This window comes from Burkholderia sp. Ac-20384, from assembly GCF_017104605.1.
Taxonomy (GTDB): Bacteria; Pseudomonadota; Gammaproteobacteria; order Burkholderiales; family Burkholderiaceae; genus Burkholderia; species Burkholderia lata.
In genome coordinates, this window is the sequence record NZ_JAAGPE010000263.1 from 1 (window position 1) to 12,983 (window position 12,983).

Annotated in this window: 11 protein-coding genes; 9 read left to right on the forward strand and 2 right to left on the reverse strand. The window is 66.7% G+C overall.

Going from position 1 to position 12,983, the window contains the following annotated elements; genetic code table 11:
* Nucleotides 1–224: 224 nt before the first annotated feature.
* From G3O00_RS32710 to G3O00_RS32750, 9 genes are all read left to right on the forward strand, one after another.
* Entirely contained in the window at nucleotides 225–1,334 is a 1,110-nt protein-coding gene (locus tag G3O00_RS32710) for an NAD(P)/FAD-dependent oxidoreductase (RefSeq protein ID WP_174933855.1), read from the forward strand.
* 184 nt (nucleotides 1,335–1,518) lie between these two features.
* Nucleotides 1,519–1,830: a high-potential iron-sulfur protein gene (locus tag G3O00_RS32715; protein WP_011353494.1), complete on the forward strand. Its 312-nt coding sequence runs from the start codon at nucleotides 1,519–1,521 to the stop codon at nucleotides 1,828–1,830.
* A 191-nt stretch (nucleotides 1,831–2,021) separates the two neighbouring features.
* Nucleotides 2,022–3,329: an MFS transporter gene (locus G3O00_RS32720; RefSeq protein ID WP_011353493.1), complete on the forward strand. Its 1,308-nt coding sequence runs from the start codon at nucleotides 2,022–2,024 to the stop codon at nucleotides 3,327–3,329.
* A 327-nt stretch (nucleotides 3,330–3,656) separates the two neighbouring features.
* Nucleotides 3,657–5,285 (forward strand): ABC transporter substrate-binding protein, encoded by a 1,629-nt coding sequence (locus tag G3O00_RS32725; protein ID WP_206145471.1) that lies wholly within the window; start codon nucleotides 3,657–3,659, stop codon nucleotides 5,283–5,285.
* A 117-nt stretch (nucleotides 5,286–5,402) separates the two neighbouring features.
* Nucleotides 5,403–6,413, forward strand: a complete 1,011-nt coding sequence (locus G3O00_RS32730; protein WP_011353491.1) for an ABC transporter permease subunit — start codon at nucleotides 5,403–5,405, stop codon at nucleotides 6,411–6,413.
* A gap of 4 nt (nucleotides 6,414–6,417) precedes the next feature.
* Nucleotides 6,418–7,335 carry an ABC transporter permease subunit gene (locus G3O00_RS32735; RefSeq protein ID WP_206145472.1) on the forward strand — a complete coding sequence of 306 codons (918 nt, stop codon included), beginning with the start codon at nucleotides 6,418–6,420 and terminating at the stop codon, nucleotides 7,333–7,335.
* Between the two features lies 1 nt (nucleotide 7,336).
* A complete protein-coding gene (locus G3O00_RS32740; RefSeq protein ID WP_206145473.1) occupies nucleotides 7,337–8,335 on the forward strand; it encodes an ABC transporter ATP-binding protein in 999 nt (332 codons plus the stop codon).
* The gene (locus G3O00_RS32745) at nucleotides 8,332–9,348 is read left to right on the forward strand and encodes a peptide ABC transporter ATP-binding protein (protein WP_206145474.1); all 1,017 of its coding nucleotides are present in this window, start codon (nucleotides 8,332–8,334) and stop codon (nucleotides 9,346–9,348) included. Before G3O00_RS32740 ends, G3O00_RS32745 begins: the two co-directional genes overlap by 4 nt.
* Entirely contained in the window at nucleotides 9,341–10,486 is a 1,146-nt protein-coding gene (locus G3O00_RS32750; protein ID WP_011353487.1) for a TraB/GumN family protein, read from the forward strand. The genes G3O00_RS32745 and G3O00_RS32750 overlap by 8 nt, the downstream gene beginning before the upstream one ends.
* 560 nt (nucleotides 10,487–11,046) lie before the next feature.
* Here G3O00_RS32750 and pxpA read toward each other — a convergent pair.
* Together pxpA and G3O00_RS32760 are read right to left on the reverse strand one after the other, a co-directional pair.
* Entirely contained in the window at nucleotides 11,047–11,811 is a 765-nt protein-coding gene (gene pxpA / locus G3O00_RS32755) for a 5-oxoprolinase subunit PxpA (RefSeq protein WP_206145475.1), read from the reverse strand.
* Nucleotides 11,812–11,884: 73 nt separating this feature from the next.
* A complete protein-coding gene (locus G3O00_RS32760; RefSeq protein ID WP_011353485.1) occupies nucleotides 11,885–12,952 on the reverse strand; it encodes a biotin-dependent carboxyltransferase family protein in 1,068 nt (355 codons plus the stop codon).
* Nucleotides 12,953–12,983: the final 31 nt, after the last annotated feature.

Here is a 12,983-nt window from a genome sequence, read left to right on the forward strand (position 1 = left end):
TCCGGGCCGACGAGGGCGCGGCAAAGCGCCGGCCGATCGGCTTCTGAGCGAACGGCGCGCGCACGTCTCGGCGGCGTGCGCGCTGTGCAGTGCCGCGAGTCGTGCCGTGCGTCGCGCGCCATGCACGGCGTCGTCGCGATACGCTGCACGACCTTCGGCAAGCGGGTGAACCGGGACGTACAATTCTCTTCTCTCCCCTCGACGCGCTAGCGGCGCGAAACGTCATGGAGCAGATGGATTGTGTCGTGATCGGCGCGGGTGTCGTCGGTCTTGCGATTGCGCGCGAACTGGCCGCGCGCGGGCGTGAAACGCTCGTGCTCGAGGCTGCCGATGCGATCGGCACCGGTACGAGTTCGCGCAACAGCGAAGTGATCCATGCGGGGCTCTACTATCCGCGCGGGTCGCTGAAGGCGATGTCGTGCGTGCACGGTCGCGACCTGCTGTACGAATTCTGCGAGACGCGTCACGTGCCGCACCGGCGTGCCGGCAAGTTGCTCGTCGCCACGAGCGCCGCGCAGGTGAAGCAGTTGAAGGCGATTGCCGCACGCGCGACCGAAAACGGCGTGCTCGACCTGATGCCGCTCACGCGCGCCGAGGCGCAGACGCTCGAGCCCGCGCTCGAGTGCGTCGAGGCGCTGTTCTCGCCGTCCACCGGCATCGTCGACAGCCACCAGCTGATGCTCGCGCTGCTCGGCGACGCGGAGCGCGACGGCGCGGTGTGTGCGCTGAAATCCCCGGTCGAATCGATCGACGTGCTGCGCGGCGGGCGTTTCGTCGTGCGCACCGGCGGCGACGCGCCGACCGAGATCGAGGCGGCCTGCGTGATCAACAGCGCGGGCCTCGGTGCGCAGGCGCTGGCGCGCCGCACGCGCGGCCTCGACCCGCGCTGGGTGCCGCCGCTCTATCTCGCGCGCGGCAACTATTTCAGCCTGTCGGGGCGTGCACCGTTCTCGCACCTGATCTACCCGATGCCCGACCGCGCGGGGCTCGGCGTGCACCTGACGCTCGACCTCGGCGGGCAGGCGCGCTTCGGCCCGGACGTCGAATGGGTCGATGCGTTGCGCTACGAAGTCGATCCCGCGCGCGCGACCGCGTTCTACGCGTCGATTCGCGCATTCTGGCCGGGCTTGCCCGACGACGCGCTGCAGCCGGCGTACGCGGGCATCCGGCCGAAGGTCGCGGGGCCCGGCGAGCCGCCGGCCGATTTCATCGTGCAGGGCGCCGCGCAGCATGGCGTGCGCGGGCTCGTGAACCTGTTCGGCATCGAGTCGCCGGGGCTCACCGCGTCGCTCGCGCTCGCGCAGCGCGTGGGCGACATGGCGGCTTACCACTGACGCGGCGCGTGTGTGGCGGGGGTGTGGTGGGGCCGTGGCGGGTGCGTATCGACCGTGTGGCGGCTGTGTGAAATTCCTTATCTCTGGAATTTCGGCGCGCACATTTATTCGCTTGAGCGTTATTCTGTCGAACGGCTGTCGCCAGAACAGCTTTCAAACCGATAACGTTGGAGCGAGTCCCCCCATGAAAACATCCCGTCGGAGTTTCCTGATTACGAGCATTGGTGCCGTGTCCGCGCTGGCGCTGTCGCGTGAAGCGCTGGCCGATGCGCCGATGCTCACGGAAAGCGACCCGACCGCGACGGCACTCGGCTACAAGGCCGATGCCACGAAGGTCGACAAGACGAAGTACCCGAAATACGCAGCAGGCCAGGATTGCGCGGCCTGCATGCTGTACCAGGGCAAGAAGGGCTCGGCCTCGGGCCCGTGCGGCGCCTTCCCCGGCAAGCAGGTGTCGGCGAAGGGCTGGTGCAGCGCCTTCTCGAAGATGGGTTGAGGCCCGTGCGGCATCGTGCGATGCCGCATTGTGGCGAAAACCGCAAAACGCCCGCCGTCGAAAGACGACGGGCGTTTTTTATTGCTTGAAAACGGTTCCGTCGCTTTCTACACTCGCTGCAAACCAGCGCGCCGCGGGCACCCCGCGCGCCGCGCAGCCCGACACGGCGAACTGACGAGGACGAGGCACGCATGGCGACGATTGCGAATTCAACGAAAACGATCCGGCCCGAGCGTGCGCTGAACCGGCGCGCGGTCGCGGCCGCCGTGATCGGCAACGCGCTCGAGTGGTACGACTTCACGGTGTTCGGCTTCATGACGGTCGTGATCGCCGAGCTGTTCTTCCCGACCTCCAGCGAATACTCGTCGCTGCTGCTGACCACCGCGACGTTCGGCGTCGCGTTCTTCATGCGCCCGATCGGCGGCATCGTGTTCGGGCTGTACGCGGATCGCGCGGGCCGCAAGGCCGCGCTGTCGCTCGTGATCCTCCTGATGACGGCCGGCATCTTCCTGCTCGCGGTCGCGCCGCCGTATGCGGCGATCGGCATCGGCGGCCCGATCCTGATCGTGCTCGGTCGCCTGCTGCAGGGCTTCTCCGCGGGCGGCGAATTCGGCAGTGCGACGGCGCTGCTGATCGAGGCCGCGCCATTCTCGAAACGCGGCTTCTACGGCAGCTGGCAGATGGCGAGCCAGGCGGCCGCGCTGCTGATCGGCGCGCTCGTCGGCGCTGCCGTCACGCGCGGGCTGTCGCACGATGCGCTGCGCAGCTGGGGCTGGCGCGTGCCGTTCATCCTCGGACTCGTGATCGGCCCGATCGGCTTCTACATCCGCCGCCATCTCGCCGATTCCGAAGCGTTCCTGCATGCGCAGCAAAGCGCGCGCCGCGCGACGCTCGGCGAAGTGTTCACGCGCCATCCGCGCGAGGTGCTGTGCGGGCTCGGCTCGGTGATCGCGCTGACGGTGACGATCTACGTGCTGATCAGCTATCTGCCGACCTTCGCGGTGAAGCAGCTGAAGCTGCCCTACGCGGAATCGTTCTACGCGGTGATCGTCGGCAACCTGCTGCTGATGGTGCTGTCACCGATCGCGGGCGCGTGGTCGGATCGCATCGGCCGCAAGGGGCTGTCGCTGTGGTCGCTGGTGCTGACGCTCGTGCTGATGTATCCGCTGTTCGCGTGGCTCGACGCGGCGCCGAGCATCGCGCGGCTGATCGCGGTGCAGGCCGTGCTGTCGGTCACGCTCGCGGGCTACTACGGGCCGTTCGGCGCGATGATCGCCGAGCTGTTTCCGGCCAACGTGCGCTCGACCGGACTGTCGATCGCGTACAACGTCGCGGTGATGCTGTTCGGCGGCTTCGGGCAGTTCATCGTCACGTGGCTGATCAAGGTCACGGGCACGCCGCTCGCACCGACCTACTATGTGATGGCCGGGATTGCGCTGTCGATCGTCGCGGTCGCGTTCGTGCCCGCGCGCAGTGCCGACCTCGACGCGCCGGCGTGACGACGCGACGACATGACGATTTAAAGACGATCACTCGATCGTTTCGCAAAACGCAATGATGTGCTGCAGAACGCGGGAAAACGGTGCGTCGAACCTTCGTGTTCGCGCCCGAATTGTTTAGTCGTCGAACGAAACTTGCGCGAAATGAACGGAATTGTCGCTCGCGCGCGTTGTCGCATTTTTTACCCACACTAAACATCGGCAAAAACCCGGCGGGGCATCTAGAAGAGTTTTTTCTCCAGCTTGTTGCCACATCGTTAGCTCAAGTAATATCCGCGTACACCGGCCCCGGGCGGGCCGGTTCCGATCTGGAGACCTGGAGGAAACATGGAATACAACCGTCTGTTGCACACCCTGCGTGTTACCGCCATTGCAGGCGTGGCAGCGGCATCGCTCGGCGTCGCGGGTTCTGCATTCGCACAGATCCCGAACAAAACGCTCGTCTACTGCTCAGAAGGCAGCCCGGCGGGTTTCGATTCCGCGCAGTTTACGACCGGCGTCGATTTCACCGCCGCCACGTTCACCGTCTACAACCGCCTCGTCGAATTCGAGCGCGGCGGCACGAAGGTCGAGCCGGGCCTCGCCGAGAAATGGGACGTGTCGCCGGACGGCAAGGTGTACACGTTCCACCTGCGCCATGGTGTGAAGTTCCACACGACCGACTTCTTCAAGCCGACGCGTGAATTCAACGCGGACGACGTGCTGTTCACGTTCCAGCGCATGCTCGACCCGAACCAGGCGTTCCGCAAGGCGTACCCGGTGTCGTTCCCGTACTTCACCGACATGGGCCTCGACAAGCTGATCACGAAGGTCGAGAAGGTCGATCCGTACACCGTGAAGTTCACGCTCGCCGAGCCGAATGCGCCGTTCATCCAGAACATGGCGATGGAATTCGCGTCGATCCTGTCGGCCGAATACGGCGACCAGCTGATGAAGGCAGGCAAGGCCGCCGACATCAACCAGAAGCCGGTCGGCACGGGCCCGTTCATCTTCCGCAGCTACACGAAGGACGCGACGATCCGGTTCGACGGCAATCCTGATTACTGGAAGAAGGGCGAAGTGAAGATCTCGAAGCTGATCTTCTCGATCACGCCTGATCCGGGCGTGCGCGTGCAGAAGGTCAAGCGCAACGAATGCCAGGTGATGAGCTATCCGCGTCCGGCCGACATCGCGACGCTGAAGGCAGATCCGAACGTCGACATGCCGTCGCAGGCAGGCTTCAACCTCGGCTACCTCGCGTACAACGTCGAGCACAAGCCGGTCGACAAGCTCGAGGTGCGTCAGGCACTCGACATGGCGATCAACAAGAAGGCGATCCTCGAGTCCGTCTACCAGGGTGCCGGTCAGGCAGCTACCGCGCCGATGCCGCCGACCCAATGGTCGTACGACAAGAACCTGAAGATGGCGCCGAACGACACCGCGAAGGCGAAGGCGCTGCTCGCGAAGGCCGGCTTCCCGAACGGTTTCGAGATCACGCTGTGGGCGATGCCGGTGCAGCGCGCGTACAACCCGAACGCCCGCCTGATGGCCGAGATGATCCAGGCCGACTGGGCGAAGATCGGCGTGAAGGCGAAGATCGTCACGTATGAATGGGGCGAGTACATCAAGCGCGCGCACGCGGGCGAGCAGGACACGATGCTGATCGGCTGGACGGGCGACAACGGCGATCCGGACAACTGGCTCGGCACGCTGCTCGGCTGCGACGCGATCAAGGGCAACAACTTCTCGCACTGGTGCTACAAGCCGTTCGACGATCTGGTCCAGAAGGGCCGCACGACGACGGGCCAGGACGCGCGGACGAAGCTCTACACGCAGGCTCAGCAGATCTTCGCGCAACAGCTGCCGTTCTCGCCGATCGCGAACTCGACGGTCTACCAGCCGGTGCGCAAGACCGTGGTCGACATGCGTATCGAGCCGCTCGGCTATGCCCGCTTCGACGGTGTTAGCGTGAAGTAACACGCCCGGCGTAAGCTGTCTACGAAGACCGAGACCGGCTAATTCATCCGGCGGCGGGAGGCCAAAAGCTTCCCGTCGCCGGTCGCACATTTCCCACAAGAAAATACGAGACGCATCATGTTCACATTCGTGTTGCGCCGCGTGGGCATGGTGATCCCGACTTTCATCGGTATCACCATCCTGGCGTTTGCGCTGATTCACCTGATACCGGGCGACCCCATCGAAGTGATGATGGGCGAGCGCGGCGTCGATCCCGCAATGCATGCGGAGGCGATGAAACGCCTCGGGCTCGACCAGCCGCTGCCCATGCAGTACCTCCACTACATCGGCCGGGCGCTGCATGGCGACCTCGGCACGTCGATCATCACCAACACGAGCGTCGCGGGCGAGTTCTTCGCGCGCTTCCCGGCGACCGTCGAGCTGTCGCTGTGCGCACTCGTGTTCGCGCTCGCGGTCGGGCTGCCGGCCGGCGTGATCGCCGCGTTGCGGCGCGGCTCCGTCGTCGACCATGGCGTGATGGGCACCGCGCTCACCGGCTACTCGATGCCGATCTTCTGGTGGGGGCTGATCCTCATCATGGTGTTTTCGTCATACCTCGGCTGGACGCCCGTGTCGGGGCGCATCGCCGTCGAATACGACTTCCCGCACCCGACGGGCTTCATGCTGATCGACGCGCTGCTCGCGCCGGATGAGGGCTCGTTCAAGTCGGCGGTCAGCCACCTGATCCTGCCCGCGATCGTGCTCGGCACGATCCCGCTCGCGGTGATCGCGCGGATGACGCGCTCGTCGATGCTCGAAGTGCTGCGCGAGGACTACATCCGCACCGCACGCGCGAAGGGGCTGTCGCCCGCGCGCGTGGTCGTCGTGCATGCGCTGCGCAATGCGCTGATCCCGGTCGTCACCGTGATCGGCCTGCAGATCGGCACGCTGCTCGCGGGCGCCGTGCTGACCGAGACGCTCTTTTCGTGGCCCGGTGTCGGCAAGTGGCTGATCGATGCGATCGGCCGCCGCGACTATCCGGTCGTCCAGGGCGGCATCCTGTTGATCGCGACGCTCGTGATCGTCGTGAACCTGGTCGTCGACCTGCTGTACGGCGTGCTGAATCCGCGCATCCGCCACACGAGGTAATCCCATGAGCAATCTGCAAAATACCCTGCCGACCGAATCCGCGCCGGCCGGCGGCCGTGCGCTCGCGCTGCGCGAGTTCTGGGCCAACTTCTCGCGCAACCGCGGCGCCGTCGGCGCCGGCATCGTCGTGCTCGTGCTGATCCTGATCGCGCTGCTCGCGCCGCTGCTCGCGCCGCACAGCCCGGCCGAGCAATACCGCGATTTCGTGAAGATCCCGCCCGCGTGGCTCGAAGGCGGCAACTGGAAATTCATCCTCGGCACCGACGAAGCGGGCCGCGACATCCTTTCGCGCCTGATGTACGGCGCGCGGATGTCGTTCTGGATCGGCTTCGTGTCGGTCGTGCTCGCGCTGATCCCGGGCATCGTGCTCGGGCTCGTCGCCGCGTTCTTCCAGAAGTGGGCCGACACGCCGGTGATGCGCATCATGGACGTGCTGCTCGCGCTGCCGTCGCTGCTGCTCGCGGTCGCGGTCGTCGCGATCATCGGCCCGGGCCTCACCAACACGATGTTCGCGATCGCGATCGTCGCGCTGCCGGCCTATGTGCGTCTCACGCGCGCATCGGCGCTCGGCGAGCTGCAGAAGGAATACGTGACGGCGTCGCGCGTGGCCGGTGCCGGCACGCTGCGCCTGATGTTCTCGCAGGTGCTGCCGAACTGCACGGCGCCGCTGATCGTGCAGGCGACGCTCGGTTTCTCGTCGGCGATCCTCGACGCGGCCGCGCTCGGCTTCCTCGGCCTCGGCGTGCAACCGCCGACCGCCGAGTGGGGCGCGATGCTGGCGTCCGCGCGCGACTACATCGACAACGCGTGGTGGATCGTGACGATGCCGGGCCTGTCGATCCTGATTTCGGTGCTCGCGATCAACCTGCTCGGCGACGGGCTGCGTGACGCGCTCGATCCCAAACTGAAACGGATGGCCTGACATGAGCAACAATCTTCTGACCATCCGCAATCTCGCGGTGAACTTCAACGGCCTGCCTGCCGTCGACCGGATCAACCTGTCGATCGCACCGGGCGAGGTGGTGGGCGTCGTCGGCGAATCGGGCTCGGGCAAGAGCGTGACGATGATGGCGCTGATGGGCCTGATCGATGCGCCGGGCAAGGTGACGGCCGATGAGGTCACGTTCAACGGCGTCGACCTGCTGAAGGCGTCGCCGAAGGCGCGCCGCAAGATCGTCGGCAAGGACATCGCGATGGTGTTCCAGGACGCGCTGACGAGCCTGAACCCGAGCTACACGGTCGGCTACCAGATCAAGGAAGTGCTGAAGCTGCACGAGGGCTTGCGCGGCGACGCGCTGCACCGGCGCGCGCTCGAACTGCTCGACCAGGTCGGCATTCCCGATGCGAAGAACCGCATTACGTCGTTCCCGCACCAGATGTCGGGCGGGATGAACCAGCGCGTGATGATCGCGATGGCGGTGGCGTGCAACCCGAAGCTGCTGATCGCCGACGAGCCGACCACCGCGCTCGACGTGACGATCCAGGCGCAGATCATGGATCTGCTCGTGAAGCTGCAGAAGGAGCGCGGGATGGCGCTCGTGCTGATCTCGCACGACCTGGCCGTGGTGTCGGAGGTCGCGCAGCGCGTGGCGGTGATGTACGCGGGCGAGGTGATCGAGACGAACGGCGTGCCCGACATCTTCCGCGCGCCGCATCATCCGTACACCGAAGCGCTGCTCGCGGCGATTCCCGAGCACAATAAGGGGGCGCGTCGCCTTGCCGCATTGCCCGGCATGGTGCCGGGCCGCGATGATCGCCCGTCCGGGTGCCTGTTCGCGCCGCGCTGCAAGTACGTCGTCGACGACTGCTTCAAGGCGCGGCCGGCGCTCGACACGCTCGTGTCCGGCAATGACGCGATGCGCGCACGCTGCATCAAGCCGCTCAACGTTTCCAACCTCGACCAGACGGGAGGTGCACGATGAATGCAGTCAATCAAACGCCTCGCGTGTCGAGCGACGAGGAAGCCGTGCTGGTGGCCGACGGCCTCGCGAAGCACTATTCGGTGAAGCGCGGGATGTTCGGGCAGGGCACGGTGAAGGCGCTGAACGGCGTGTCGTTCTCGCTGAAGCGCGGCAAGACGCTCGCCGTCGTCGGCGAATCGGGCTGCGGGAAGTCGACGCTCGCGCGCCAGCTCACGATGATCGAGACGCCCACCTCGGGCAGCCTGACGATCGACGGCAAGAACGTGGCCGGCGCCAGCCGCGAGACGGTCGCCGACCTGCGCCGCCGTGTGCAGATGGTGTTCCAGAACCCGTTCGCGTCGCTGAACCCGCGCAAGACCGTCGAGCAGACGCTGTCCGAACCGCTCGAGATCAACGCGAACCTGACGGCCGCCGAACGCGCGCAGCGCATCGCGCAGATCATGCGCACGGTCGGCCTGCGGCCCGAGCACGCGAAGCGTTATCCGCACATGTTCTCGGGCGGCCAGCGCCAGCGTGTCGCGATCGCGCGCGCGATGATCCTCGATCCGCGCATCGTCGTCGCCGACGAGCCGGTGTCCGCGCTCGACGTGTCGATCCAGGCGCAGATCCTGAACCTGTTCATGGATCTGCAGGAGCAGTTCAAGACGAGCTACGTGTTCATCTCGCACAACCTGTCGGTGGTCGAGCACGTCGCGGACGACGTGATGGTGATGTACTTCGGCAGCGTCGCCGAGCTCGGCGACAAGGCAACGATCTACGCACGGCCGCGCCATCCGTACACGCGCGCGCTGATGTCGGCGACGCCGGCGATCTTCGAGGAAGACCGCCGCGTGCAGATCAAGCTGCAGGGCGAACTGCCGTCGCCGCTCAATCCGCCGTCGGGCTGCGCGTTCCACCAGCGCTGCCCGTATGCGGTCGAGCGCTGCCGGGCGGAGGAGCCGCAGCTGCGCGAGGTCGACGGCCGGCGCGTAGCCTGCCATCGGGCCGAGGAGGTAGGGGAGGCGAATGCCTGAAGCGTTGGCGGCGCGCGCGTCCGGCGTGCGCCGTGCGGGGGCAAGCAGCGCGCGCGTGATGCGCGCGTACCGCTACGCGCGGCGCTGGAGCGTGCGTACCGTCACGGGCGCGGCGCTGGCCGGCGCGTGCGTGGCGGCCAGCCTCGTGGTTCCCGTCGAATCCGCGCGCGCCGAAGGGCGCGCGCCGGCCACTTCACCGATCCATCCGTCGCAAGTCCCGCCGCCCGGCATGAGCCTGCCGGGCTTTCACGCGCCCGCCGTGTCGGACGGCACGGTGTCGCGCGGCACCGTGCGCGTGCAGCCCGCGCGCATGCCGTTCTACGTTGCAACCAAGGGCAAGGTCACGCTGTACGTGCTCGGCACGCTGCATACGGGCGACCCGTCCGATTACCCGAGCGCGCAGCCGTTCCGGCCGCGCATCCTCGCGGCGCTCGCCGCGTCGCCCACGCTGGCGCTCGAGCTGTCGCCCGACGACCTGCTCGAATCGCAGGACGACGTGTCGAAGTACGGCGTCTGCCGCTACCCGTGCCTGCAGCGCCTGCTGCCCGAGCCGCTGTGGCAGCGGCTCGCGGCGCGCCTGCGCGGCAACCCGGCCGCGCTCACCGAGATCCGCAAGATGCGGCCGTGGCTCGCGGCGCTCGTCGTCGAGACCTACGATTCGCTGTCAGCCGGCCTGCAGACCGAATACGGCACCGAGGCGCAGCTGCAGAACGTGTTCCTGAAGAAGAAGGGCGGCCGTGTGATCGGGCTCGAGACGCTCGCCGAACAGATGCGCGCGTTCACCGGGCTGACGCTCGCCGAGCAGCGCGAGATGCTCGCGCAGGACATGGTGCAGACCCCCGCGCAGAACGCCGACGACATCAAGGCGCTGCACCGACTGTGGCGAATTGGCGACGCCGATGCGATCTCGGCATGGGCGGTCGCGAAGAGCGAACGACTCGCGCGTTCGAAGGCGCTGTCGGACGCGATCGACAACAAGATCGTGTACGAGCGCAACCGCCGCTTCGTTGCACGAATGACGGCAATCGCCGCGCCGAACCGGCCGCTGTTCGTCGCGATCGGCGCGCTGCACCTGGGTGGCCCGCGCGGCGTGCTCGAATTGTTGCGTCAACAAGGTTACAGGGTCGACGCGAACTGATCGCCGTCACCTCGCCCGAACCGATCCTCCCCTGTTTGATTGACGTTGTGCGAGCGCGTTAAACGCCTGTATGGGCACGCGATTCGATAAGGAAAACCCTCGAATCGTCAGAAAATAGCGTTTCAAACGATTGACATCCCGATCTGCCAATATCTATTCTTCGATCCACAAGTTGAAAAAATGAAAAGAATAGAAAAAGTTCTACGGGGTAGCAGAAAATAAAGCGCGGGGTTAGCGCGTTGCCGGCACGTGATGCACGTGCCGGCCGCGGAAGTGTCTGCATGTACGGCGGGGCCAATCATCGTCGGACAACAACTAGGCATGCAGGCCGACTTGCGAGATAAAGCGACGTTCCGTCGTCCCACCGGGGAAAGGCAGTAATCGGGCGGCGGCGGACGTTTTTTAATCCGGAAGATTTTTCCGGTCACCGTCGCAAGACGGTTTCGGGGGGCGAATCGACAGACGGCAAAGCCGCAGCGATTGCGCCAACGGAAAAGCGCCACGAGGGCGCTTTTTTCTTTTGTACGACCGAAGGTGGATCCGCTGGCGCGACCGGCGAATCAGGCGCGTTCGTCGGCCTGCAGCATGCCGGGCGCAACCACGTCGACGCCCACCGCCTCGAGTGCGGCGCGAATCCGTTTCGCGAATACCAGCGCATGCGGCCCGTCGCCGTGCAGGCAGACGGTCTGCGCATTGAGCATCACCCATTCGCCGCCGATCGCACGCACCTGCCGGCTGCGCACCATGTCCAGCGTGCGCGCGATCATCGTGTCCTCGTCGTCGATCAGCGCGCCGGGCTGGTTGCGCGGCACGAGCGAGCCATCGGCGCGGTAGCCGCGATCGGCGAACACTTCCTCCACCGCGGCGAGCCCCGCGTGCCGCGCGGCTGCGATGAACACGCTGTTCGCGAGCCCGAACACCGCGAGCGACGGATCGAAATCGCGGATCGCGGACACGACCGCATCGGCGATCATCGGGTCGCGCGCGGCCTGGTTGTACAGTGCGCCGTGCGGTTTCACGTGCGCGATGCGCCCGCCCTCGGCCTGTGCGATCGCAGACAGCGCGCCGAGCTGGTACAGCACGCCCGCGTAGATGTCGCTGGCCGGCAGCTGCATTTCCTTGCGGCCGAAATTCTCCGGATCGTGAAAGCTCGGGTGCGCGCCGATGGCCACGCCTTTCTGCACGGCCCAGCGTACGCAGTCGCGCATCGCGTTCGCACCGCCCGCATGCCACCCGCATGCGATGTTCGCGGACGTCACGAGGTCGAGCAGCGCCTCGTCCGAACCGCATCCTTCGCCGAGATCGGCATTCAGATCGATTTGCATGATGTTCCTCGTCCACTGATTGCGTGGCCCGTCTTCTCTACTGCTACTGCCTTCGGTACTGCTACCGCTATTGTCACGCCGCACGCGACTGGGCGCGGCGGCGCGCTTCCTCACGCATGTCGATCGCCACGTCGATCTGCCGCAGATACGCACGTTCCGCGGCCAGCGCGGCGCGCGCGGCGTCGGGTGTCGTGCGCACGAAGCGGATCGGCAGGTTGAGCCGCGCCTGCGCGAGTTTCCACAGATCCGCACGGATCACCGTGCCGATCTTCGGATAGCCGCCGGTGGTCTGCGCGTCGTGCATCAGCACGATCGGCTGGCCGTTCGGCGGCACCTGGATCGTGCCGGGCAGCACCGCGTGCGACAGCAACTCGGCCGGCCGCTCGCGCGCGAGCTCGACGCCGGCGAGCCGGTAGCCCATGCGGTTGCTGTTTGCCGTGACCAGCCATTCTTCATCCCAGAACGCCTGCTGCGAATCGGCGGCGAACGACGCGTAGTCGGGGCCCGGCAGCACGCGCACGGGCATCGCCCACGGCGCATGCGCGGGGCGGTGACGGCGCGGCGGCTCGTCGACGCGTACGAACGCGCACCACGCGGGCGCCTTGACGCCGAATTCCGGTGCGTCGGCCGCGAGGCAACCCATTCCGGCCGGAAGCACGCCGACCGGGAGGCGATCGCCGTCGCGCAGCGCGCGGCCGCCGAGGCCTCCGAAACGCGATGCGAGATCGGTGCTGCGCGAGCCGAGCATCGGCAGCACGTCGATGCCGCCGGCGATGCACAGGTAGCCGCGCATCCCGCGTTTCGCGGCGGGCAGCACGAGCGTTTGCCCGGCCTCGACCGGCAGGCTCCACCATGAATATACGCGCTGGCCGTCGAGCGTTGCACCGAACTCGGTGCCGGTGATCGCGATGCGGGTCGCGCGCGGGAAGCGGAAAGCGGCCGGGCCGATCGTGATCTCGACGGCCGCCGCATCGGGGCGGTTGCCGACCAGCCGGTTGCCGACTTCGAGCGCGAGGCCGTCGAGCGCGCCACCCTGCGCGACGCCGAGATGGCGCGTGCCGCGGCGCCCGAGATCCTGCACGGTGGTCAGCGGGCCGGCCCGCACCACCTCGATGGTGGCCGGTACGTTGCTCTGGGTCATCGTGCGTCGACTCCCGCAATGGTGAAGCGCA